The organism is Rhodococcus sp. 2G, from assembly GCF_001886355.1.
Lineage (GTDB): Bacteria > Actinomycetota > Actinomycetes > Mycobacteriales > Mycobacteriaceae > Rhodococcus > Rhodococcus pyridinivorans.
Genome location: NZ_CP018063.1, coordinates 160,253 through 183,814 on the forward strand (window position 1 = coordinate 160,253; position 23,562 = coordinate 183,814).

Here is a 23,562-nt window from a genome sequence, read left to right on the forward strand (position 1 = left end):
CATGGATGTCGTGCAGTCGCCCGTGACCGTCGAGCGGCCGGGTGCCTCGTCCAACGGCTGGTCGGTACTGATCGCCGCTCTGGTCGCAATCGCCGTCGGCGCCGGTCTGATCGGCTGGGGAGCAGTGGATGTCACCGTTCCGCTGATCGTCACCGGCGCCGTCATCGTGGTGCTCGCCCTCGTGCCGCTCGCCGGACTCGTCCTCGTCGAACCGAACGAGGCCCGTGTCCTCCAACTCCTCGGCAGCTCGTACACCGGCACCCTGCGCGAACCCGGTCTGCGCTGGATGAACCCGCTCAACACCCGCCGCAAGATCTCCACCCGCATCCGCAACCACGAGACGGGCAGAGCCAAGGTCAACGACGCCGACGGCAACCCCATCGAGATCTCGGCGGTCATCGTGTGGCAGGTCGAGGACACCGCGCGCGCCGTCTTCGACGTCGACGACTTCGAGGAGTTCGTCGCCGTGCAAACCGAGGCCGCGGTCCGCCACATCGCCGGTTCGTACCCATACGACGCTGCGCCGGAAGTGATGTCGCTGCGTCAGAATGCCGACGAGATCACCACCAAGCTCTCGGCCGAGGTCCACGACCGCGTGCAGTCCGCCGGTATCCGCGTCATCGAGACCCGCATCAACCAGCTCGCCTACGCACCCGAGATCGCCCAGGCGATGCTGCGACGTCAGCAGGCCGGCGCTGTCATCGCCGCCCGCGAACAGATCGTCAAAGGTGCCGTCTCGATGGTCGGCACCGCTCTGGCCCGCCTCGAGGCCGAACACACCGTCGAACTCGACGAGGAACGCAAGGCCGCGATGGTCTCGAATCTCCTCGTCGTGTTGTGTGGAGACCAGAGTGCTCAGCCCGTCCTCAACACGGGATCGCTGTACCAGTAGGGATCATGCGGCATGGCCGAACGTAAGAAGGTGCTGCTGCGCCTCGACCCGGCAGTCCACGACGCGCTCGCGCGGTGGGCTGCCGACGAGTTGCGCAGCACCAACGCCCAGATCGAGTTCCTGCTCCGGCGGGCCCTCACCGAGGCCGGCCGGATGCCGCGCGAGGTGGGGCGCATACGCGGGCCCGGTCGTCCGCGCGCCGATGCCGACGACGAGGAGTGAGCTGACATGGCAGATCCTCCGAGGAGGGCCGCCGTCGACGAGGCGGGACGCTACGCAGTGCTCCACCCGGCGATCGCCGAAGCGGCCCACCGCGCGGGGGCGACCGCGATCGGCCTGATCGACGTGGGGCGCCCCGCGGCGCTGAACCTGTGCGTCGACCGCGTGGGCATCACCTACAGCGACGGGGTGTTCCTGGGTGACCCGGATTCTCCTGTGCAGGAGAGCTGTTCGATCGTCCACGGCGGGACGGTTCCCGACCGGGCGATGCCTCCGGTGGTCGCGCGCGTCGCCGTGACGCGGCGCCGGCCCGACGTCGAGGACGCCCTGCTCGCCGAGGATCCGCCCGTCCGGTTCTGCGGCGACGTCGTGGAACTGCTGCCCGAGGGGATCGCGGCGGTACCCGAGGGTGCTCTGCCCGTCGTGACGACGACCTGGGCGTTGTCGCGCCTGGCAATTCCGCGGCGCCCGTCGTTCGTCGACAGTCTTCGCGAGGCGGCCGCGGGACGGACGGTCGCGTGGGTGTCGGCCGAGGGGGTCGGCGCCGCACCGTCGGTCCCGACGCTCGGTGACCGTCCGGCCTCCGGCCACAGCATCGTGGGCGTGGCCGTATACCGCGGATCCGAGCAGCACGTGGATGCAGTCGGCCGCTGCTGGTCGCGGGGACGGATGCTCGATTGGTTCCCCTGATTCTTGTGGTGCCGCCGATTCGTATGCCGCGAACGCCGTTCGGCGGTGCGGCGTCACACCGTTTGCGGTATCCGCGCGACCAGGCGGTCCAAGGCCTCTGCGGCGGGATTTCGGCCGCCGGCCAGGCTGTAGTACAAGCGACCCCAGATGGCATTCTTCGTGACGGGTAGCCGGTCGATCGTGCGGTACAGCGAACGCCGGGCAAGTGTGGGTAATGCGCCGGACTGCGCGAACGCACTCTCCTGCCGGAACTGCAGTGCTCGTGCCTGATCCACGTGGGGTTCGCGCAGTTCCTGGAAGATTCTGCACCGCTCGTCGACGAAGATGTCGGACTCCTCGGCGCGGAGTGCCGGCCCGAGCTGATCCCCCAGAACGACCGCATCGAGAATCGCGTGATTGACCCCCTGGGCCAGGACCGGTGTGAGGGTGTGCGCCGCGTCGCCGACGAGGACCAGGCCGGGGATGCTCCATCGGGGGCATCGGCTGCTGAAGATCTCGAGCATCGACGTATCACGCCACGTTCGGACGGAGTGTTCTGTTGCCTCGCCGAGGTCCGGGACTATCCGGGCGACGCTGCTGTACAAGGACGGCAGACCGGCCTTGCGGATCCTGCTCAGGCCTCCGGGAGGGATGTTCACGCCGAGCCGGAGGATCCCCGGAACTGTCGGTATGCACATCACGTGGGCGTCGTCGGCGAGGTGGACCTGGTAGCGGGTCAGATCCCATCCCGCAGGTGGGTCCACCTTGAACCACAAGAAATCCCGGCGCATCGGCTGCTTACGGGATACGAGGCCGGCCGCAGCACCCAGCTTGCCGTACCGTCCGTCCGCGGCGACCACCACCCGTGCGGTGATCGTGTTCTCGTCCTCTCCGATCCGGTAGCGCACCCCCACGATGCGTGGTCCGCGACGAATCAGCTCCTGAACCGATGCGCCTCGAATCAGCCGAAATGACGGAAACCGTGCAGCGGCAGCGTCGATGGCGTCGAGTAGCGAATCCTGCGGGATCTCCAGAGGGCTCTCCTCAGCGTCTGCGAGTTCGGAGAAGCGGACGGTGAGTACCTCCTGGCCGGCATCGACAATTCGTATGCCCGACACCGGCATCGTGCGATCGGCCGGCAGCTGATCGAGTACCCCGAGGCGCCGGAGCGCGGTCACCGAGTCGGGGGAGATCGACTCACCACGGAACGTGCGGGCGGCAGAGGGAGCTGTCTCGAGAACCGCAACCGCGACGCCTTGGAGCGCCAGGCACAATCCTGTCATCATTCCGGCCGGACCTGCACCGGCGACGACCACGTCGTACTGCTCGGGGCGTTCGGAGATTTCCGTCATCGGCTGCTCTTTCGGTGTGATCGACACGTTCGGTGAGAAGCCTAGGAATACGCCCGAAACTCCTGGGGGGCACGCGTCTGAAGCGACCGTTTCGAACCGCTGTGGGAATTCCTAAAGTATTGCTGAATCCGGTTGTCCCACAGACTGTCTCTCTTTACCGTCGAGTTCCGATCGCCGCAGCATGCAGGAAAGGGAACCAGTGACTTCGACAGCAGCAGAATCGACCGGCGACACGAGCGAGCATACGGGGCGATGTCCGTACAGCTATCCGTTCGATCGCCCGTCGGCGATGGGTGTCGCGCGTGAATACCGCGAGATCCAGGAACATGAGGCGGTCGGACGGGTGCAGATGCCGTCGGGTGATCGCGCCTACCTCGTCACGCGATACGACGACGTGAGGACGGTTCTGTCCGATCCCCGCTTCTCACGTGCCGCCACCCTGGCCGAAGGAGCGCCTCGCCTCGGGCCGGCCCCGCAGAACTTCCCGACCCTCCTCAATATGGACCCTCCCGACCACAACCGGGTACGCAAGATGATTTCGGGGACGTTCACCTCCCGCCGCGTCGCCGTACTCGAGCCGCACGTCACCGGTCTCGTCGAGCAGTACCTCGACGAGATGATCGAAGCCGGTCCGACCGCGGATCTCGTCGAGATGTTCGCAAGTCGACTGCCCGTCCAGGTAATCTGCGAACTGCTCGGTGTGCCGATGAGCGATCGGGAACAGTTCGGAGCATGGTCGCGCGCATTCCTCGCCACCACAACCGCCGAATACACCGCAGAGCAAGTTCAACAAGCGCAGGGGGCGTTGTTCGTCTACCTCACCGAGCTCATCGCGAGCAAGCGTGCAAACCCGCAGGACGACATCCTCAGCGACCTGGTCGTGCAGAACGACGCGAAAGGTGCGATCTCGGAACTTGAACTGACCTTCCTCGGGGTCAGTCTCCTGGTCGCCGGACACGAGACCACCGTCAACATGATCGCCAACGGTGTGTTCGCGCTCATGTTGGATCCTGCCGCTGCGGAACTGCTCCGTTCCCGACCCGAAATCGTCGACACCGCGGTCGAGGAACTCCTCCGCTTGTTCGGTCCGGGAACGGAAGGGTTGCTCCGGATCGCGGCGGAGGATGTGGAACTCTCGGGCGTGAGGATCCCTGCGGGAAGTGCTGTTCTGCCGAGCCTCATCGCAGCGAACCGCGATGAGAATCGATATCCCGGAGCGGAACACCTCGATCTGGAAAGAAAGGACGTCCCGCATCTGTCCTTCAGCCACGGTCCGCACTTCTGCATCGGCGCGGCGCTTGCCCGCGCCGAGCTTCGGGTGTCCTTCAACGAGATCCTGCGTCGTCTTCCCGGACTGGCGCTCGCGATCCCCGCGGCCGACGTGCCCCGACCGGAAGGGCTGCTCGTCAACGGCGTGTCGTCTCTTCCGGTGACCTGGGATGCCGATGCTGCCCGAGCAGTGCCCTCCCGACCGCTATCGGAATCCACCCGTTCGACTTCAGGAGAAGCCCCATGAAATGGAACAACACGTTCGTCGCCGGTGTCGGAGCGTACGTGCCGAGCTCCGTGACGACCTCCTCTGCGGTCGACCAGGGGCTCTACAGCGAGGAATCGCGTGAGGCCGACGGTTTCGAGGGTGCGAGCATCGAGCGCGAGCTGGTCCCGCCGCAGATGGCAGTCGAGGCCGCCGGGAAGGCTGTCACCGATGCCGGGATCGATTCGAACGACATCGACATCGTCTTCCACAGCGGTATCTGGTTCCAGGGTGTCGACATGTGGCCCGCGGCCTCCTACGTGGCAGCGCACGCCGCCCGTCCGGGTGCACGTGCCTTCGACCTGCAACAGCAGTGCAATGTCGGACTGAGTGGGCTCGAACTCGCCGCCGCTCTGTTGCCCTCTGTGAACGGCCACATCCTGCTCACGACGGCCGACCGCTTCGATGGTGGCCCCGTCGACCGGTGGCGAACCGAATCCGGTGTCGTCTACGGGGACGGTGCAGGTGCTGTGGTGCTGTCGTCGACCGGTGGGAAGTTCGAACTCGTCTCGACGCACACGGAAGCAGCCAACGATCTCGAGAAGGTGGTGCGCGGACCGCAGTTCGCGACGTGTCCGAGCACGACGACGATCGACATCGGTGCGCGCTTCGACTACTTCATCTCGACGGGTGGGATGCGTGCGGCGGCAGGCAGACTCGTCGACGCGGTGACGACTTCCGTCGGCCGGGCCCTGGCGGACGCCGAATCGGAGATCGGCGATATGACTCGGGTGATCGTCCCTGCGGTGGGGAAAACCAAGCTGGACTGGCAACTTCAGGCTCTCATACCTGTCGACATCAATCGTACGAACTGGCGGTTCGCCAGGCAGATGGGGCATCTGGGGGCCGGAGACCAATTCGTGGGCCTCGAGCGCATGTGCGCCGAGGGCGGTCTCGAGCCGGGGGACCGGATCCTGCTCGTCGGGGGCGGTGCAGGCTTCACGTGCACATCTGCGGTCCTCGAATTCCGAGGTTGAGAAGAGGAACGAACGGTTGCGGCCCGGACATTCCGTCCGGGCCGCACCTGTGTGCCGCCGACTTCTAGCGCCGTAGTGAAACCTGCTCGGCCAGAGCCTCGTTCATGAGAACGAACTGAGGATAGGTGTCGTCGCGCAGGTAACCCATCATCGGCGGTACCGCGATCCCCGAGAAGATCTCACCGTGCTCGAGCACGACGCGGCCGTTGCCGGTGTCCTCGATCCTGAAGTAGTGCTCGCCGTCGAAGATTCCCGGAACGCCCACGGTTCCCTTCCATCGCAGCTCTTCGCCTGGATCGACGGTGAGGAGCTTCGGCGTGAAGGTGGATTCTCCGCCGCCGGCTCCGACGAGGACGTTGGTGATCGTGCCGTCGACTGCGAGCTCGCCCACCGAGGACACGATGAACGGATTCCACGACGGATACGACTCACGGTCGGTGAGCACGGCCCACACCTCGTCGGCCGTACCGTCGATCTCGGTGCGTGCGACGAGCGTGTATTCCTTGGTGGACGCCCATGCCGCGTAGACCGCGAGCGGAACGAAGACTACTGCGAGTGTTATCCCGACCCATTTGAGTACGCGCCCCCGTCGGGTGGTCATGAGGGAACCGGCCGTCATATGTCGTGCCCTTTCTGTTCCGAGGTACCTGCCCGTGATTGTCGGGCCGCCGGATCCGGCCGCCTGCGCGGTGCGATCACCGAGGGCAGGAGTCGTCGAGGCTACATGCAGTCGGTTACGGCGACATGGACAGAACGCTGCATTACGGCAACGGTGACCCGTGCATTCGCCGCACCGACTGTGCGCCCCGTCATATGGCGGTTCTTTAGCGGCAGCGAAGTTCGAAAAAAGCTGCGAGAAGTACAGTTTCGGTTCCGTAGGGGTTGCGCGAACAGGGTCTTCGCCAGCGCTGCGCCCCGTCTCGATCGATGACCGGATTGGTGGGAGAGATATGCCCGACACTCACGCGGCCGCACCGACGACACCGGATCTCGTCGCGCGGCTGGAGTACTTCGCGACCACGCGTCCCGACGCGATCGCCGTGGAGTACGTCGACGATCGCGGACATGTGATCGAGGAACAGACGCGGACCTGGTCGCAACTGCATCGCACGGCGTCGGCGACCGGATCGGACCTGCTCGCCCGACACGACCCGCGCGATCGTGTGCTGATCCTGACGGCCCCCGGGCTCGGCTTCCTCAACGCCTTCCTCGGATGTCTCTACGCGGGAATGATCGCGGTTCCGGCACCGCTCCCTACTGACGAGAAGGGGATGAGCCGGCTCGCCCGCATCGTGACGGACGCTGGAGTCTCCGAGATCATCACCACTACGGATCTCGCTCCTGTGGTCGAAGGATGGCTCGGCGAGTCGATGTCCGACAACTGCCCGTCGGTGGGAGTGATCGAGACCGCCGTGCCCGACGAAACGTTGGGATCCCCGTCCCATGCCCAGCCCTTCCATTCCCCGGACGCCATCGCCTTCCTCCAGTACACCTCCGGTTCCACGAGCGACCCCAAAGGTGTGATGGTCACCCGTCGCAACCTGGCCCACAACCTTGCCGTGATCGACCGGGCCAGCCGTCTGCCCGACAGCTCGACGGTGGCCGGCTGGCTGCCTCACTTCCACGACATGGGTCTGATCGGGCAGATCCTGTACCCGCTGTTCGGCGGTCACCGCGGCGTGCACATGTCACCCGCGACCTTCCTGAAGCGTCCCCATCTGTGGTTGAAGATGCTCAGCGATTTCCGTGCGGCCGGCACGGTCGCACCGAATTTCGCTTTCGACATGTGTGTGCGGCGGGTGACCGAGGAGCAGATCCGCGACCTCGATCTGAGCAAGATCCGGACGGTCCTCAACGGGTCGGAACCGATCCGAGCCCAGACGCTTCGCGCGTTCGCGGACCGTTTCGCCGGTGCCGGGCTCGCGGTCGAAGCACTGTGTCCCTGTTACGGGTTGGCGGAGAGCACGCTCATGGTGACCTCCGACGACCCGGAGCCGTTCCATGTCCTCGAGGTGGACGAGGATGCGTTGGCGGAGAACCGCGTGGTACCAGCGGTCGCAGATGGTCTCAGAAGCCTCGTGAGCTGTGGCCGCGCGGAGGGTCTCGACGTCGCGATCGTCGATCCACGGACCGAGGCGCGAATGGTCGACGGCCGGATCGGGGAGATCCGTGTGAGAGGAGCAAGCGTCGCTGCCGGATACTGGAACAACGCTGCCGCCACCGCCGAGACCTTCGAGCGGACCGTGGACGGTCTGGGAGGTTATCTCTGCACAGGTGATCTCGGTGCCTTCGTGGACGGACGGCTGTACGTCACGGGCCGCGCGAAGGACGTCATCATCGTCAACGGGCGCAACCTCTACCCCCAGGACATCGAGCATTCGTCGCGGGAAGCGCACCCGGCCCTGGCCGGGGGACTGGCAGCCGCGTTCGGCACGGGGGAGAACGACGGTCGCATCGTCGTCGTGCAGGAAGTCGCAGACGGTGGCGGCGACGCGAACTGGGCCGACGTCCGGTCCTGCATACGCGAGCGGATTCGACTCGACCACGGAGCCGCCGTGGCCGCGATAATCCTGACGCCACGGAAAACTGTGTCGCGCACCACGAGCGGCAAGATCCGCCGCGCAGAGATGCGGACGCGATTCCTCGACGGAGCATTCGACGAGATCGCGATCGGATCGGTACTCGGGCGCGTGAACGCATGAGTCCACGATCGTCGAACGATGTTCCCGTCGAGGTCGCGCTGCGCGCCGTGCTCGACGGACTGTCTCCGGCAGCATGCGAGACTCTCGACGCGCGGGATGCCTTCCCCGAGCGGACCATCGCAGCGTTCGACGCGATCGGCCTGCAGCGCCACTACATTCCGGTCGCCGACGGCGGTGAGCTCGTCGACTACGAGCGCACCGGCAGGTTGATGCGCGAAGTCGCGTCGTTCGACGTGACCCTCGCGGTGGCACACGGCAAGACCTATCTCGGCGCGGTCTGTGTGTGGATCGCCGGTTCTCCCGCCCAACGGGCCCGTCTGGCCGAGATCGTGGGCGCGGGCGGTGCGGTCTCCTGGGCGCTGACCGAGCGAGGCCACGGCAGCGATCTCCTCGCCGGAGAGGTCGTCGCGGAAGCGACGGACGTCGACGCCGTCACCCGCTTCCGGCTCACCGGGGAGAAATGGCTGATCAACAATGCGACGCGAGGCGCCGCACTCTGCGTCCTGGCACGCACGTCGTCCGATGCCGGGCCGAGAGCGTACAGCCTGGTGCTGGTCGAGAAGGCGGAGCTGACCCCGGACAGCTGGCAGACCCTCCCGAAGGAACTCACTCACGGTATTCGTGGCGCGGACATCAGCGGGATCCGCTTCGACCAGGCATCCGTCCCCGCCGACGCGATCGTCGGCGGTGTGGGGCGCGGCCTCGAGATCGTGCTCTCGGCCATGCAGCTCACCCGCACCATGTGCTGCTATCTTTCACTCGGGGCGTCCGACCATGCGCTGGCGATCGCGGGTGGTTTCGTACTGGGCAGGGAACTCTACGGACGTGCGCTCCTCGAGCTGCCCGCAGCCCGCGCGGTCGTCGCCGATGCAGTGGCAGCCCACGTGCTGGCCGAGGCCTTCACCACCTTCGCTGCGCGCAGTGTCCACGCGCTGCCGCAGGAGCACTCCGCGATCGCCGCGGCCGCGAAGTACCTCGTGCCGACGCTCGTCGAAAATTCGATGGTTTCCGTCCGCCGTCTGGTGGGGGCGCGATCGCTCGTCGTCGGTTCCACCGACCACGGGACGTTCTCGAAGATCGAACGTGACCACCGCATCGTCTCGTTGTTCGACGGCAACACCATCGTCAACCTCACGACTCTCGTGAGTCAGTTCCCCGTTCTGCTGGGGCGGAGAGGTGAGGCCGGTGCCGGCGAGGACGACGCCCTCCGGGTCGCGGCCGATCCGAACGCCGAGCTACCCGAGTTCCGTCCGGAACGTCTGTCCCTGTTGCCGAAACGCGGGCTGTCGGTGCTGCGATTCCTGCGCCGGGTGGCAACGGACGGCTCTGCCGGCCGCGGGCTGAGTGGCCCTGTCGCCGACGAAGTGCGCACCGGTGTCACCGGACTCGCCGCCGAGCTGGACCGATTGACCGCACAGGTGCATTCGCAGCCACGCGCCTCGGTGGAGACCTCGGTCGAGGCGTTCGATGCGGCCGAACGCCTTGCCGCGTGCATCGCCGGCGCTGCAGCGGTCGCGGTATGGGTGCACGGTTGCGATACCCGGGCAGGGGACGGCAACCCGCTGTGGCAGAACGCGTTGTGGTTGCGACTCGCGCTGCATGCGGTGGCGGACGCACTCGGCATGCCGACGGACAGGCCGGATCACCTCACCGACGAGGCGGTCATGGTGTTCGCGGACGCGACGGCCTTCGGACACAAGATCACACTGCTTCCCGGCGGGTCGGGGCACGGGGTGAACACGAACTCGACGGATGCGGAGGCATCATGACGATTGCCCACCCCACGAGCGACATCGAATCGCTGTTCGGCGATCCCTACGACATCGACAATCCGCTCGGTGCCCACCGCATCGTCGAAGCGGACGAGCGGGACGAGATACTCGTTGATGCCGAAAATGCTCTTCTCGGAGCCGGTTTCGATGCACACTTCGTTCCGGCGGACCTGGGTGGCAGGTTCGAATCGGTCCCGGCCCTCGTCGACACGCTCCGGCCGGTGTTCGCGCGCGACGCAGCTCTCGGACTGGGCTACGGAATCACCACCTTCATGGCGGCGCTCAACGTCTACGCAGCCGGAGATGGGCGGCAGAAGAGAGAAATCGCTGATTCGGTACTCGCCGGGAACAAGATTTCGGTCGCATATCACGAACTCGATCACGGCAACGACTTCACGTCCAACGAATGCGCCGCCGTCCAGGACGAGGACATCCTCCGCCTACGAGGTGGAAAGCAGTTGATCAACAACATCGAGCGCGCACACAGCGCTGTGGTGTTCGCTCGGACCGATCGGGTCGAGGGGCCGCGTGCACACTCGCTCTTCCTCGTGCCGCTGGACGATCCGGTGATCGACCGGACCACGCGCTACCGCACGCTGGGCTTGAGGGGCTGCCGGCTCGGGGGTGTCGATTTCGGCGGAGTCTCGCTCCTCGATACCGACCGCATCGGTGCGCGTGGGGCGGCGGTCGAGATTGCACTGCGTTCCTTCCAGGTGAGCCGATGCATCGCAGCGGGCGCTGCACTGGGACCCGTCGACGAAGCGTTGTTCCTCGTACTGAAGTTCGCCCGGGAACGGTGTCTCTACGGCCGACGGCTCGTGGAACTTCCACATGCCCGCGCCGTCCTGGGCGACGCCTTCGTCGATCTGCTCGTCGCCGAGGCGATGGTTCGCGAAACGGCACGTGCCCTCCATACTTCGCCTGCCGGGGCGGGAGCGCTGTGCGCAGCGACGAAGTATCTCGTCCCGCGCATGCTCGAGGACACCATGCGATCGCTGTCGGTGCTCCTCGGCGCACGCTTCTATCTGCGCCGCGGACCGTACGCGATGTTCGGCAAGCACTTCCGTGACATCCCCGCACTGGCGATCGGACACGCCGGAGGCGTCAGCTGTCAGCTCACGATCCTCTCACAACTGGCACGGATCACCAGATTGGACGGTGCGGATCTGCCTGATTCCGACACGGCAGATGTCCTACCCCCTGTGAGGTTCGACGAGTTGGCCCTCGTCGGGCGATCGGCGGATCCGATGCTGCTCGGCTTGCGGGCACGACTCGATCCGGTCGACGACATCGATCGAGCTCTCGCACATGCGCTCGGTGAGCTTTCTCACGGCGCCCGGGCCCTGGGACCTGCCGCGACAGGAGTCGCCACCACCCCTTCCGCTCTGCGCCTGACCGAGCGCTACGCGCTGCTCGTCGCCGCGGGCGCGGTGACGCTCGCATCCGACGGGAAGGACGCGTGGGCGCGTCGTGCGAAACGTCGCCTCGTGGCCAGGCTGTACAGACAGCGCATACCGGCCCCGGACGACGGGACCGTGCTCACCGAACTCCTCGGACGTGCCGAACACGGCCGGGCTTTCGACCTGGCCGCCAGGCCGGTCGCTCGCCGCCTTCCGTAACACCTGAAGCCGACTCCACCGATCAGCGGAGGACACAATGGACAACATCGGACACGTCGAGATCGCCGACTGGCTCTCCTCGCGGGTGGCCGGATTCCTCGACCGACACATCGATTCGATCGACATCGACCGACCCCTGGCCGAGTACGGATTGGATTCCGTCTACGCGCTGACCCTCTGCGGCGAGATCGAGGACACCTTCGAGATCGAGGTCGAGCCGACGCTGGCATGGGACCACCCGACGATCGCCGCGATGGCCCGATTCCTCGAGACACAGACCACACGGACGTCGGCATCGTGACCGCGATGGACACACATTCGAGGCATCGTCGGGTCGGTGTGGTCGGCATCGACTGTGTATTCCCCGGGGCTTCCGGGCGGGAACAGTTCTGGGAGTTGCTCGTCCGAGGCGAACACGGTATCTCCGAGATCCCCTCCACGCGCTGGCTGGTGCCGGACGCACCCGGCAGCGTGCCGCCTGCGGGTTACATCGACGATCCGGCCGGATTCGATTGCTCGTTCTTCGGAATCAACCCCACCGAAGCTTCGGGAATGGATGTGCAGCAGCGACTCGTTCTCGAAGCAGCGTGGCGCGCGTGCGAGGATGCCGGGATCGCTCCGGCGAGTCTCGCCGGAACCTCCACCGGCGTGTATGCCGGTGTGATGTCCAGTGATTGGACGGCCCTGAACGTCGCGGATCCCGCCGCGATGTCACCGCATCTCGGCGCGGGAAGCGGGCAGTGCATGATCGCGAACCGGGTGTCCTACCACCTGGATCTGCGCGGGCCCAGCATGTCCGTCGATACCGCGTGCTCGTCCTCGCTCGTGGCCTTCTACCTGGCCGCGCAGGCGATCCGGGCGGGCGACTGCGACGTCGCGTTGGTGGCCGGGGTCAACGTCATGCTGTCGCCCGCACTCCCCGCCTTCTACAGCTCTACCGGATTGTCGGCACCGGACGGGCGATCGAAACCGTTCTCGGCCGGCGCGAACGGGATCGGGCGCGGGGAGGGAGTGGGTGTCGTCGTGCTCCGTGTCCTCGACGACCAGGTCGAGGCCTCCGGGACGGTGTATGCGGAAGTACTCGGAGGCCGGGTCGGCCACGACGGTCGCAGCAACGGTCTGACGGCCCCCAGCAAGTGGGCGCAGGTCGATGTTCTCCGTCGTGCACTCGACGCCGGAGACGTTTGTGCAGGCGACGTGGACTTCCTGGAAGCGCACGGTACCGGAACGACGCTCGGTGACATGATCGAGGCCAATGCCTTGGGCGAAGTGTTCTCCGGCAGAGCGGCCCCCTGCCTCATGGGTTCGGTCAAAGGCAACGTGGGGCACCTCGAAGGCGCCGCCGGCATCGCCGGCGCCATCAAGGCGTGTCTCGCCCTCGAGCATCGGATTCTGCCCCCGTCCCTGTTCGCCGTCGACGAGAATCCGAAGTTGGGGCTTGCCGACAAAGGCCTCTCGCTTGCCACCGGCCCCACCCGGCTGCCTGCACGTGCGATCGCCGGTGTGAGCAGCTTCGGCATGGGCGGCACCGATGTGCACATGCTGTTGCGGGGGGTGCCCACCCCGCGACTACGACCGAGTGGGTCGTCGATAGGGGTGGTCACCGTCTCCGCCGCCACCCCCGCCGCGCTGTCCGTGAATATCGCGCGTGTCGCGGAGTACCTCGACGGGGTGTCGGACAGCGACTTCGCGCGTGTTTCCCGAGGCACGAATCTCGTCAAGTCGGATCGCCGCGTGCGGCTCGCGGTGGCTGCTCCGGATCGGCGGACGGCGGTCGCGCAGCTTCGGACCCGGCTCAGAGACCATGTGGCGTCCGGCCTTCCACCGAATCGGGTGCGTCCCCGCGTCGCCTTCCTGTTCACCGGCCAGGGGTCGCTCACCGCAGGGGTCGCCCGGCGCCTCGCATCGTCGATTCCCGCCGTCCGCACGCATGTGGACCGAGCACTGACCTTGTTCCCCGACGACGTTGCAGCGACCGTCGAGCAACTTCTCCTCGGTCCGCCCACGGAGGAGACCGTTCGTGTCGTCGAGACGGATTCCGCGTCGAGCCAGCCGGCGATGTTCGTTCTGCAGTATGCCCTGACCGGGGCGTACTCGGATCTCGGGATCCGGCCCGCCGCTGTGCTCGGGCACAGCATCGGAGAGATCGCCGCCGCGACGATCACCGGCGCCCTCCCCCCGGAGGCCGCAGCGGAATTGGTCCTGGCCCGCGGACGCGCGATGCGTGACCTGCCCGAAACCGGGGCGATGTCGAGCGTCGAGATGTCGGTCGATGCCGCCCGGGAGTGGATCGGTTCGCGCACCGACGTCGTGATCGCCGCAGACAACGGTCCCGCTCGGGTCGTGCTGGCCGGGACGGGGGCCGCGATCGAAGAGGCCGAACGCGCACTGGACGGCAGGTCGCCGAGGCGGCTCGCGGTCACCCATGCGTTCCACTCGCCTCTCGTGGCGGGGGCAGGGGCTGCGTTCGCTCGCTCCATGGAAGGAAGGATCGGCCGAGGGGTTCCGGGGATTCCGTTCTTCTCGACGTTGCGGGGTGCGAAGATCGCGGAGGCACTCGACCTCGTGTACTGGAGCGAGCAGATCTCCGCGCCGGTGCAATTCCGGACCGCGCTCGCGGAACTGCTTGCGACAGAGCCCACCCATCTGCTCGAGATCGGGCCACGGGCCGTGCTGACATCGCTTGCCGCCGAACAAGGCGGTGCGAGAATCACCCGACTGGCACCGCTGGACGGAGAACGATCGACCGGCATCGAATTCGCTTACTCGGTTGCACGTCTCTACGAGGACGGCGCAGATGTTCGATGGGACGGCCTGTACCGGCCCGAAGATGTGGTGCCGGTGCGCATGCCCGTCTACGAGTTCGACCACGACCAGCACGTTCTGCCGCTCTACCCCGGGGGCCGGTTGCCGCAGTCCCGCGGACCGGAGGTGTCCGAGGACGATCGTTCCGCTCGGGACACTTCGGTGGAACAGGTAGTCCCACCGTCCGCCACCGGGATCTCTCGTGACGACTCTCCGGAACCGGTCGGTGTCGTATCGATCGACACCCGCGACATTGCGCTGATCGTGCGCGAAACCATCGGGGAGATCAGCGGATACGCGACGAGCGTGATCGAGGAGGGCGCGCGACTGCGCGAGGATCTCGGATTCGACTCGATCCTCGCGATGCAGCTCGCCGATCGGCTGGCGGAGCGTGTGCGATTCGACGAACCGCCCGAGATCACCGAGTTCGTCGAAAGTCTGGTCACCGTCGACACCCTCATCGAGTTCGCGGTTCGCCGGTCGGAAGGGAAACGATGAATACGTTCATACTCGGAACCGGCACGGCGCTCCCGAACGATCCCGTCGACAACACTCTCCTCCACGAGACCTTCGGGATCAATGCGCAGTGGGTCGACCATTTCGTGGGTACACGGACCCGCTACTTCGGTGTCGATCTCGACTCCGGTGAGCAGACCCACGGTGTCGTCGACCTCGGTACCGAGGCAGCGGAGGCTGCGATCGGTGCGGCCGGGATCGACCGGGTGGATCTGGACTTCATCGTTCTTGCGACGGCCACGCCCGACACGCTCATGCCGACCGCCGCCACCGGGGTCGCCGATCGGCTCGGTCTCGACCTCATCCCCGCATACCAGGTGCAATCCGGTTGCGCCGGCGCAGTCCAGGCGTTGGACGTGGGGCGCCGGTTGCTCGACGACGATCATCGAACAGGTCTCGTCATCGGGGCCGATGTGTGTGCCAAGCACATGGTCCTCGATCGTGGGGCCGGAGCCATGCCGCCTTCGAAACTGGTCAACTACATGCTCTTCGGCGACGGGGCCGGCGCCGTGGTCATCTCGGCCGACCCGGACGGCGCGCTCATGCGACTGGGGCGGGTCGTCTCCCGATTCGAGGGACGGAACCGTCTGCCCGGTCAGGTCATCGAGTGGTTCGGCGATGCGGACCTGTCTCGGTGGATTCGCACCGAGACAGGTACGGACCGGCAGGCCGTCACCGAGGACTACAAGGCAATCGAACTGTATGTGCCGCACATGGCCGGCGAGATGTTCACCGATCTGCTGCGCCTCGCGAGGTGGAAGGTCGAAGAGGTCGACTACGTTCTGCCCCCGCAACTCTCGGGGAAGATGTCCCCTCGTATCCGGGCTGCGCTGGGTGCCGATCGTGCAACAGAGATCAGCTGCGTGGCCGAGACGGGCAACAGCGGCAACGCCCTCTCCTTCCTTCAGCTCGACCGTCTCGCCCGGTGCATCGAACCCGGGCAGCGCGCAATTGCGGTCGCGATCGAATCGAGTCGCTGGATCAAGGGTGGCTTCGCAGTGGAAGGAGTCAATCCGTGACCGACCTGGTGTCGACACCGATCGCCGACGAGAACGTGAACGGCGACATCCGACCATCCTCGCCGGATGTATCGGGCCTCGAGCGCATTGTCGAACTGAAGCGCGACGGACGGCTCGAGAGTGAGGTCGTCGAACTGCAGTCCGTCCTCGCGGCTCTTCCTGAGACCGACCGTCCGGCCGCATCTCGGTTGTTGTCGTCGTTCGAGGGCCGATCCGTCGACGCAGGCTCGGCGCACCGCGTCGTCGGTGTCGCAGTGCTCGGCAGTACGACGGTCCGCGGCGTGACGGGAGCCTTGACGGCAGAAATGCTCCGCCATGGCCTGGTTCCCGCGGTGAGGGTGGGAGGATTCGGCCGCTGGAGCCTCGAACTGCGCGATCCCTCCGCAACGGTCTTCGAGCACGGCCCGCACCTGACTCTGTGCCTGTTGGACGCGTCGATCGTCACCGATCGGCTCCGGGCACCGTGGACGGTCGACGATCTCCTCGAGGCCCTCGACGACGCATATGCGGACCTGGTGGTCGCTGTCGACACGCACGGCGACGCCCGGACTCTGGTCGTCAACACGGTGCCGCTCCCACCACGAATCCTCGCGATGCTGGTCGATCTCGAGTCGCGGGGACGTGCGGCCGCGGCATGGCGTCGCTTCAACACCGCACTCGCGGAACTCGCTCTCGACAGGTCTCGACTGCACGTCGTCGATTCGGAGTCGATCCTGTGTGTCACTGGTCCGTTGTCCGACGAGCGCATGGCAGCCTATGCCCGGGTCGAACTCGGTGACGCGTTCCTTGCGGAGGTCGCCCGGCAGGTCGGGCACATCGTACGGAGCACCCGGGGCATGACGCGAAAGTGCCTCGCCCTCGACCTCGACGGCACTCTCTGGGGTGGCATTCTCGCCGAGGCGGGACCACACGGCATCGTGCTGCGCGACGGGCCTCGCGGAGCGGCCTTCAACGCCGTCCACGACGTGGTGCGACAGTTGGCTGCCCAGGGCGTCCTCGTTGCGGCGCTGAGCAAGAACGACGACGCGGCGGTCCGCGAAGTGTTCGCCACGAACGACGCCATGGGTCTGACGGAGGACGACTTCGTTGCGATAATCGCGAACTGGGATCCGAAGCCTCTCAACCTCGGTGAATTGGCCGGACGGCTCAACATCGGCACGGATTCGTTCGTGTTCGTCGACGACTCCGCGTCCGAGTGCGGGTCGATGCGTACCGCCCGACCGGAGGTCGAGGTGATTCGGGTGGACGCGGACGAACCGGCCCTGCACGTGCCGCGGATACTCCGCGACGGTTGGTTCACCACGGCGCACGTGACCGAGGAAGACCGTGCGCGTCCGGTCCGGTACCGCCGCGAAATCGGCAGGCACGAACTACGCGCCACAGCCGGGAGCGTCGAGGACTACCTCGCTGCGCTCGACACCGCCGTGGTCGTCAGGGCGCCGCGCATCACGGAGATCCCGCGGGTTTCCCAGATCACGCAGCGGACCAACCAGTTCAACCTGACCACGGTGCGGATGGACGAGGCTGCGGTGACGGTATGGATGAACGGTCCGTCGACATCTGTTGCTGCGGTGTGGTGTTCGGACCGATTCGGTGATCACGGGATGGTCGGATGCCTGTTCCTCGAGCGCGACGGAGCGGAGCTGCACATCCGCAACTTCGCATTGTCGTGCCGGGTGCTCGCCCGAGGTGTCGAAACGGCGATTCTCGGATCCGTGGTGGACGCGGCATGGTCGGAGGGCGCGCACAGCGTTGTCGGATGGTATCGACCCTCCCCGAAGAACGGCATCGTGGCGACGTTGTACTCCGAGAACGGGTTTTGCTCGGCCGATGCCGATGCCGAGGGCCGGCAGCACTTCGTGCTGACGGCCGGCGACTCCGTCCCCCCTTCCCCCTACGTCCGTCTGACGCGAGAGGACAGTCCGTCATGAACGCCGAAGAATTCGTCGAACTCGTATGCGCACAAACCGGAATGCACGTCGGCACGGATCATCTCGATCTGCCGTTCGACGCCCTTCCTGCCTGGGACTCGATGTATCTGCTCACGGTTGCGACTGCTGTCGAGGCGCGCACCGGTCGTTCGTTGAACGTGGCGGACGCGCTCGAATGCGCATCACTGGGGCAGCTGCGAAACCTCGTGGGCGCATGAACAGCGTGGATCTCCTGCCTTTTCCGAAACCGCGCAGGCACACCGAGTACTTCTCGACCGCCATGGCAGGGCGGCCTCTCGTTCACCTCGGAACAGAAGCCGACGTGAGCGGACTGCTCGACCGGTCCGGTCGCCGTCCTGCCGCTTCGGCGACCGCGCACGTGATACGAGCGATCGCCGAGACCGTGGCGCAGCATCCGGACGCCAACTGCACATTCCACCGGCTGCCGTTCCCCATGCTGTCGCGCCCTCGCGACGTCTCGGTGAAGGTCGCATTCGACGTGGAGGTCGACGGTGTGCGGACAGTGCAGTCCGACGTGCTGATGCGAGCCGATCGGCGGACGCCGAGCGAGATCCACGAATGGATGCAGCACACGCGCAGTCGGATGCAGAACGGCCGTGGGCGTACACGCCTCCTGTCGGCCCTACCGAGGTCCGTCGGCCGCAGTGTGTTCGCGTCGATGATGATTGCGCCTGTGCGACATCGTTTCCTGGGCACGATTGCGGTGACGTCGCTGGCACACCGTCGCGTCGGTACGTTCTTCTCTGATGGTGGCACGACAGTGACCGTGGGGGTGGGGCATGCGCATCGGCGTCCCACCGTGCAGGACGACAGCATCGAGATTCGGAGCGTTCTTCCACTGTCGATGACCTTCGATCACAGGGTCATCGACGGCGCGCTCGCGGCCGACATTCTGGGAGACCTCGTTCGGCATTTGGAGCGGTGCACGGTACCCGCCTCCCACACCCGATCGGAAGTGTGATGATGAATTACCTCGACGAAGTGAAAACGCACGTCCTGCTCCACGGTCGCGCGCAGGGTATCGATGCGGCGGAATGTCGCAGGGTCCTCGGTACGATCCGAACGCTCGAGGACGACGAACACGGCTGGGCATCACGGTGGACGGCCGAGGCCTCGAAGTATCGTGAGCGGGGACGTGCGCTGGATGCGATCGCTCGCGACAATCTGGCACGATTTCCGTTCGCAGCGACGGAAATGCAGGAGAACGCATCGGCCCGTGCAGTATTCGAGTTCGGGAAATGGGCACGTTCGTCCGGGGTCGCGGAGAACCTCGCGGTGGAGTACAACGGCTCCCGGACGACCGCATGGTTCGGCTCCGTGGACACCGACGGACCGGCCCCTCTGGTGGTCGTACTCGGGGGCATCGTCAGTCCCAAAGAGCAGTGGGGGCGATTGCTTCCTCATTTCCGGAAACTCGGCATCGCAGCCGTCGTGATCGATCTGCCGGGGGTGGGCGCACACCGGAGCGCGCTCTACGGACCGGACTCCGAAGGCTACGTTTCGGCTGTCGTCGATGCCGCGGCGACCCGCATGCGACTGTCCGGTGTCTACGGCCTGGCCATGAGTTTCGGGGGCACGGTGATGCTTCGTGCGGCGGCGGCCGACCCGAGAATCCGAGGGGTTGTTGCGGTCGGATCTCCCACGCAGTACACCTTCGTCGATCCCTGGGTGCAGAAGGCGATGCCGGCGATCACCCGTCGTACGCTCGAGTCGGTCACCGGCGCACAGGACCTCCCGTCGCTGTTGCCGGAACTTGCGCTCGATCGGCAGCACCTCGGCCGTTTGATGATTCCGGTCCACTACATCCGAAGTCTGCGGGACGAGATCGTGCCGACAGCGGACGCGAATGTGCTGATCGCCCATCTCGCTCGGGCAGCGGTCGTCGATTTCGACGATGTGCACGGATCGCCCCATCACGCCGACGCGGTGAGGATGCGCTCGTTGTCCGCGCTGCTCGAGATGATCCGTCCCGGCTCCCTGTCTGCCCGGACGTTGTCTGCAGTGCTGATGGCAGGTGAACGGGTTTCGCTCGTATCGCCCGTCGATCTGGGCAGGAGGGTGCCGGCATGACCCCGACGGTGGTGTGTTTCCATCACGCCGGAGGAAGCGCTGCCGCATACCGGGACTGGGGATCCGAGCACGACCTCCGTATCCATGCGGTGTGCCTGCCCGGGCGGGACGGACGGCGGAACGAACCGTCGCCGACGTCCATGGACTCGCTGGTCGAGCAACTCGACGACGAGCTCGGTGAGCTACTCGCCACCGAGCATGTCCTCTTCGGGCACAGCATGGGTGGGACGATCGCTTACGAGTTGGCGTTGCGGCGAATGCGCCGCAACGCCCGGTTGCCGCTCGCGATGATCGTGGTGGCGTCGAATCCGCCGCATCTGCAGCCCGCGGGTCTCCCACTCGACGAGATGACCGATCTCGAGATCGCGCGTTCGCTCACCGAACTCGGTGGTATCCCGCCGATACTGCTCGAGAGGCCCGAATGGCTCGGGCCGCTCATGCGCCCGGTCAAGGACGATCTGCGGTTGTGTCGTAGCGCGCGAGTGGTCGGTGATGCCGAGCTGGCGCCGCTGCCGGTGTCGCTCCACGTGATCGGGGGAAGCCGTGACCGGCTCGCGCCCCCGGAGCGACTGGCGACCTGGCGCCTCCACGCCGGTCGGGACTTCTCCCTCTCGATCCTCGACGGCGCCGGCCATTTCCTCGTGACGGAGAATCGTTCGGAAGTGACCGCGTTGGTAGCCGCGGTCGTCGACCGTACCCGGGTGGGTGTGCTGTGAGCACTGTCGAACGATTCCCGTCCGGCACCCGCGACGACATCCGGCATGACCCGCGGGGGCAACGTGCACTCGTCGTGGCTGCCGTCGGCTTCTGGCTCGCATTCTTCGCGCCGACGCAGGTGCTCCTGGCGCTGACGGCCGCAGAGATCGCTCCGGACTCGAAGGCGCGGTTGTTCGGAACGGTCACGGCGGTGGGAAGTCTCGTTCTCCTGTGTGCGTACCCGGCTTGGGGTGTCGTGTCGGACAGGTTCCGATACCGATGGGGGAGAAGACCGTTCGCGATCATCGGTACCGGTGTTTCGGTGGGTGCCCTGATCTGGTGTTCGATGGTTCGGGACCCCGCCGCCCTCGTGCTCGCCTGGGCCTGTGCACAGGTGGGGCTGGGCGCCCTGCAGTGCAGTATCGAAGCGACGTTCGCCGACAGGACCCACCCTTCGCGCCGATCTCGGATGGCGGGCGTGCTCTCCGCTGCGCAGATGGGCGGGGCATTGATCGGATCGGTCATCGCAACGGCCGCGCCCGACGCCTCCACCGGCTACCTCCTCGTCGCAGCGGCCACCGTGCTCACAGTGGGCCCGTTTTTCGGGAACGCGGGTTCCGTCTCAGCGGAGCATGCGGAGTACACGGGGTCCGGGCCGGATCCGGACGAGGCCGGAGAGGATGCGAGCGGAGTCCGGGTCGATCTCGTCCTCGCCTGGGTGGGGCGATTGTGCGTGATGTTCGGACTCGGTTGCGTGACGCAGTTCCTCCTCTACTTCGTGACCGACCACCTCGGGGCGGACCGCCCGGACCGTGCAGTGCTCGTACTCACCCTCGGATTCGTGGTGACCTCGGCGTTGTGTTCGGTGATGTCCGGACGAGTCGCGGCACGGCTCGGTGACGGTCGGGCGGTGTCTTTGGCGGGGGCACTGTGCGCCGGAGTCGCGTTGTTCGCCTTCGACGCCACGACTTCGTTGTCATGGACGTTCGTTGCGGCCATCGGCTTCGGTACCGGCCTCGGAATCTGCCTCGGCGCCGGATTCGGGGTCATCACAGCACGTTTGCGCTCCCCTCGGCGTCACGGAAGGGATCTCGGCATTTTCAACATGGCCGTGGTGCTACCCCAGCTCGTGGCGCCGTTGGCCGCGGTCCGTCTGCTGGAATCGACGGGTTCCTACGGATCTCTTTTCCGGTTCGCGGGTCTCACCATCGTCGTGGGCGGGGTGGCGATGTTCTGCGTGGGCCGCACCGATCGCCGTCACGGAGAAGAGGCAATGCGGTGACCGCTTCGGCAGACGTTCATCTTCCCGGGCGCCCCCGGGCGAACACCTCCGTGCTCGTACTGGTATCACTCGCGGTCACCGTCGTCATCTTCAACAACACGGCCGTGAATGTCGCCCTGCCCGCGATGGCTGCGGAATTGACCCTGTCCGATGCCGCGATGCGGCTCGTCGTGGTCTCCTACTCCGTGACGTTCGCAGCATTGCTGCTCCCGGCAGGATATGTGTGCGGACGGTGGGGTGCGCGCCGGGCCCTCGTGACGGGGCTGTGGGTGGCGTCACTCGGCGCCTGTGCGGCCTGGGCCGTCCCCACCGAGATCGGGGTGATCGCCGGTCGCACCCTCATCGGGGCGGGCGCGGCGTTCGTCATGCCTGCAACTCTCGCGGTCGCGGTCGAGACGTCGCCACCGGAGCGTCGATCGCGGGCCATCGCGGTCTGGACGGCGGTGTCGGTGGCCGGCGCCGCGGGAGGGCCGGTTCTCGGCGGTGCACTGGTGGATACCTTCGGATGGGTGTCGATCTTTGTCGCCGTCACCTGCAGTGCCGCCGCGGTGGCGGTGACGGTGACGGTCGGTGTTCCGCCTCTCGCGCCACAACGCACGGACGGATTCGCAGTATTCACCACGTTCCTCCGGATACTCGGCACAGCACCGCTTCTCGTCGCCCTCACGGTCCTGTCCGATCTTCCCGTCATCGCGCTGGTGTGTGTCGTGGTGTCGGCCTCCGCCTGGGTGACCCTCGCGTGGCGGCGGCGACGACGTCCTCATGGGGGGTCGGCGCCGGCCGGATGGGAGACGAGAAGCTTCCTCGGTGCATCGGTGGCGAACATGCTGATGTTCTTCGCCGTTGCAGGCTCGCTGTTCGTGCTCACGCAGCTGTTGCAGTACGCCTTCGGGTTCTCGCCCTTCGCAGCCGGCCTGGCGGTCACACCGGTCACCATCGCCATGATCGTCGGAACGATCCTGTCCGGACCGCTGGCGAGCGCCTGGGGGGTCCGTGCAGGCGCGGTCGGCGGGTTGCTCGTCGTTGCGTCGGCGGCGCTGTCGATCGCGCTCCTACCCGCCGCACCCGTGGGCGTCACGATCGCGGCGGTGACCGTCGCAGGAACGGGTGTGGGTGTCGCTCTGCCTCTGGTGACCGAGTCGATGGTGGCGAGTGCACCACCTTCTCGAGTGGGGGACGCCGCCGCGGTGAACGACACGATGCAGGAGATCGGATTCTCCGCCGGGGTGGCCGTGGTCGGGGGAGCCCTCGCCCTGGCGTACCGATTCGCCGGGACCGGTTCGGGGGACGCTGCTGCGGCGGGTCTCGTCATCGTCGACGCTCGCGCGGCAGGCGATGCGGTCGCTCTCGCCGAGGCCGTTGCGGAGTTCCGGACGGCCACACAATGGGCGTTCTCCGCAGCAGCGCTCGTCGTCGGGATCGGAGCCGTGGTCGCATTCCGCCTTCTTCCGCCCCGTCGCACCATCAACCCGAGTACGACATGAGA

Annotated in this window: 20 protein-coding genes; 18 read left to right on the forward strand and 2 right to left on the reverse strand. The window is 66.5% G+C overall.

All coding sequences use genetic code 11. The annotated features are described in order from the left end of the window. Position 1 precedes the first annotated feature (1 nt). The 3 genes from BO226_RS00820 to BO226_RS00830 are packed head-to-tail and all read left to right on the forward strand — an operon-like array spanning position 2 to position 1,801. Positions 2-892, forward strand: coding sequence for an SPFH domain-containing protein (locus BO226_RS00820; protein ID WP_071934425.1), 891 nt, complete (start codon positions 2-4; stop codon positions 890-892). 12 nt (positions 893-904) lie between these two features. Further along, positions 905-1,114, forward strand: coding sequence for a hypothetical protein (locus BO226_RS00825; protein WP_060652022.1), 210 nt, complete (start codon positions 905-907; stop codon positions 1,112-1,114). Positions 1,115-1,120: 6 nt separating this feature from the next. Then, positions 1,121-1,801 (forward strand): DUF2332 family protein, encoded by a 681-nt coding sequence (locus tag BO226_RS00830; protein WP_064852736.1) that lies wholly within the window; start codon positions 1,121-1,123, stop codon positions 1,799-1,801. A 53-nt stretch (positions 1,802-1,854) separates the two neighbouring features. Here BO226_RS00830 and BO226_RS00835 read toward each other — a convergent pair whose 3' ends face one another. Then, positions 1,855-3,132 (reverse strand): FAD-dependent monooxygenase, encoded by a 1,278-nt coding sequence (locus BO226_RS00835; RefSeq protein WP_064852735.1) that lies wholly within the window; start codon positions 3,130-3,132, stop codon positions 1,855-1,857. Positions 3,133-3,331: 199 nt separating this feature from the next. On the opposite strand from BO226_RS00835, the gene BO226_RS00840 reads away from it, so the two are divergent. Next, positions 3,332-4,648, forward strand: coding sequence for a cytochrome P450 (locus tag BO226_RS00840; RefSeq protein ID WP_230809775.1), 1,317 nt, complete (start codon positions 3,332-3,334; stop codon positions 4,646-4,648). After that, positions 4,645-5,643, forward strand: coding sequence for a ketoacyl-ACP synthase III family protein (locus tag BO226_RS00845; protein WP_064852734.1), 999 nt, complete (start codon positions 4,645-4,647; stop codon positions 5,641-5,643). Before BO226_RS00840 ends, BO226_RS00845 begins: the two co-directional genes overlap by 4 nt. Positions 5,644-5,707: 64 nt before the next feature. Here BO226_RS00845 and BO226_RS00850 read toward each other — a convergent pair whose 3' ends face one another. Continuing rightward, on the reverse strand, positions 5,708-6,262 hold the full coding sequence (locus BO226_RS00850; protein ID WP_083543554.1) for an SRPBCC domain-containing protein: 555 nt from the start codon (positions 6,260-6,262) through the stop codon (positions 5,708-5,710). 331 nt (positions 6,263-6,593) lie between these two features. Here BO226_RS00850 and BO226_RS00855 point away from each other — a divergent pair, with 331 nt between their 5' ends. The 13 genes from BO226_RS00855 to BO226_RS00920 all read left to right on the forward strand — a co-directional run bounded on the left by BO226_RS00855 (position 6,594) and on the right by BO226_RS00920 (position 23,560). Next, positions 6,594-8,345, forward strand: coding sequence for a fatty acyl-AMP ligase (locus tag BO226_RS00855; protein ID WP_064852732.1), 1,752 nt, complete (start codon positions 6,594-6,596; stop codon positions 8,343-8,345). Then, on the forward strand, positions 8,342-10,114 hold the full coding sequence (locus BO226_RS26530; RefSeq protein ID WP_083543555.1) for an acyl-CoA dehydrogenase family protein: 1,773 nt from the start codon (positions 8,342-8,344) through the stop codon (positions 10,112-10,114). The genes BO226_RS00855 and BO226_RS26530 overlap by 4 nt, the downstream gene beginning before the upstream one ends. Further along, on the forward strand, positions 10,111-11,736 hold the full coding sequence (locus BO226_RS00870; RefSeq protein WP_197483266.1) for an acyl-CoA dehydrogenase: 1,626 nt from the start codon (positions 10,111-10,113) through the stop codon (positions 11,734-11,736). Before BO226_RS26530 ends, BO226_RS00870 begins: the two co-directional genes overlap by 4 nt. 37 nt (positions 11,737-11,773) lie before the next feature. Next, entirely contained in the window at positions 11,774-12,037 is a 264-nt protein-coding gene (locus tag BO226_RS00875) for an acyl carrier protein (protein ID WP_064852731.1), read from the forward strand. Between the two features lie 5 nt (positions 12,038-12,042). After that, on the forward strand, positions 12,043-15,039 hold the full coding sequence (locus BO226_RS00880) for a type I polyketide synthase (RefSeq protein ID WP_064852821.1): 2,997 nt from the start codon (positions 12,043-12,045) through the stop codon (positions 15,037-15,039). Next, positions 15,036-16,076 carry a 3-oxoacyl-ACP synthase III family protein gene (locus BO226_RS00885; RefSeq protein ID WP_064852730.1) on the forward strand — a complete coding sequence of 347 codons (1,041 nt, stop codon included), beginning with the start codon at positions 15,036-15,038 and terminating at the stop codon, positions 16,074-16,076. The genes BO226_RS00880 and BO226_RS00885 overlap by 4 nt, the downstream gene beginning before the upstream one ends. After that, entirely contained in the window at positions 16,073-18,007 is a 1,935-nt protein-coding gene (locus BO226_RS00890) for an HAD-IIIC family phosphatase (RefSeq protein WP_082937727.1), read from the forward strand. Before BO226_RS00885 ends, BO226_RS00890 begins: the two co-directional genes overlap by 4 nt. Beyond that, entirely contained in the window at positions 18,004-18,225 is a 222-nt protein-coding gene (locus tag BO226_RS27570) for a phosphopantetheine-binding protein (protein ID WP_064852729.1), read from the forward strand. Before BO226_RS00890 ends, BO226_RS27570 begins: the two co-directional genes overlap by 4 nt. Positions 18,226-18,329: 104 nt before the next feature. Beyond that, positions 18,330-18,989 carry a 2-oxo acid dehydrogenase subunit E2 gene (locus BO226_RS00900; protein WP_198040594.1) on the forward strand — a complete coding sequence of 220 codons (660 nt, stop codon included), beginning with the start codon at positions 18,330-18,332 and terminating at the stop codon, positions 18,987-18,989. A gap of 2 nt (positions 18,990-18,991) precedes the next feature. Beyond that, positions 18,992-20,098, forward strand: a complete 1,107-nt coding sequence (locus tag BO226_RS00905; RefSeq protein WP_198040595.1) for an alpha/beta fold hydrolase — start codon at positions 18,992-18,994, stop codon at positions 20,096-20,098. Continuing rightward, positions 20,095-20,814: a thioesterase II family protein gene (locus tag BO226_RS00910; protein WP_083543557.1), complete on the forward strand. Its 720-nt coding sequence runs from the start codon at positions 20,095-20,097 to the stop codon at positions 20,812-20,814. The genes BO226_RS00905 and BO226_RS00910 overlap by 4 nt, the downstream gene beginning before the upstream one ends. Beyond that, positions 20,811-22,076, forward strand: coding sequence for an MFS transporter (locus BO226_RS00915; protein WP_064852096.1), 1,266 nt, complete (start codon positions 20,811-20,813; stop codon positions 22,074-22,076). The genes BO226_RS00910 and BO226_RS00915 overlap by 4 nt, the downstream gene beginning before the upstream one ends. Next, entirely contained in the window at positions 22,073-23,560 is a 1,488-nt protein-coding gene (locus BO226_RS00920; protein WP_064852097.1) for an MFS transporter, read from the forward strand. Before BO226_RS00915 ends, BO226_RS00920 begins: the two co-directional genes overlap by 4 nt. Positions 23,561-23,562: the final 2 nt, after the last annotated feature.

Excerpts from the sequence above, each read along its gene's own strand:
- BO226_RS00830 (WP_064852736.1), top strand. The coding sequence starts at position 1,121 with ATGGCAGATCCTCCGAGGAGGGCCGCCGTCGACGAGGCGGGACGCTAC.
- BO226_RS00850 (WP_083543554.1), bottom strand. The coding sequence starts at position 6,262 with ATGACGGCCGGTTCCCTCATGACCACCCGACGGGGGCGCGTACTCAAA.
- BO226_RS26530 (WP_083543555.1), top strand. The coding sequence starts at position 8,342 with ATGAGTCCACGATCGTCGAACGATGTTCCCGTCGAGGTCGCGCTGCGC.
- BO226_RS00845 (WP_064852734.1), top strand. The coding sequence starts at position 4,645 with ATGAAATGGAACAACACGTTCGTCGCCGGTGTCGGAGCGTACGTGCCG.
- BO226_RS00820 (WP_071934425.1), top strand. The coding sequence starts at position 2 with ATGGATGTCGTGCAGTCGCCCGTGACCGTCGAGCGGCCGGGTGCCTCG.
- BO226_RS00825 (WP_060652022.1), top strand. The coding sequence starts at position 905 with ATGGCCGAACGTAAGAAGGTGCTGCTGCGCCTCGACCCGGCAGTCCAC.
- BO226_RS00905 (WP_198040595.1), top strand. The coding sequence starts at position 18,992 with ATGAATTACCTCGACGAAGTGAAAACGCACGTCCTGCTCCACGGTCGC.
- BO226_RS00880 (WP_064852821.1), top strand. The coding sequence starts at position 12,043 with ATGGACACACATTCGAGGCATCGTCGGGTCGGTGTGGTCGGCATCGAC.
- BO226_RS27570 (WP_064852729.1), top strand. The coding sequence starts at position 18,004 with ATGAACGCCGAAGAATTCGTCGAACTCGTATGCGCACAAACCGGAATG.
- BO226_RS00855 (WP_064852732.1), top strand. The coding sequence starts at position 6,594 with ATGCCCGACACTCACGCGGCCGCACCGACGACACCGGATCTCGTCGCG.
- BO226_RS00870 (WP_197483266.1), top strand. The coding sequence starts at position 10,111 with ATGACGATTGCCCACCCCACGAGCGACATCGAATCGCTGTTCGGCGAT.
- BO226_RS00875 (WP_064852731.1), top strand. The coding sequence starts at position 11,774 with ATGGACAACATCGGACACGTCGAGATCGCCGACTGGCTCTCCTCGCGG.
- BO226_RS00885 (WP_064852730.1), top strand. The coding sequence starts at position 15,036 with ATGAATACGTTCATACTCGGAACCGGCACGGCGCTCCCGAACGATCCC.
- BO226_RS00835 (WP_064852735.1), bottom strand. The coding sequence starts at position 3,132 with ATGACGGAAATCTCCGAACGCCCCGAGCAGTACGACGTGGTCGTCGCC.
- BO226_RS00910 (WP_083543557.1), top strand. The coding sequence starts at position 20,095 with ATGACCCCGACGGTGGTGTGTTTCCATCACGCCGGAGGAAGCGCTGCC.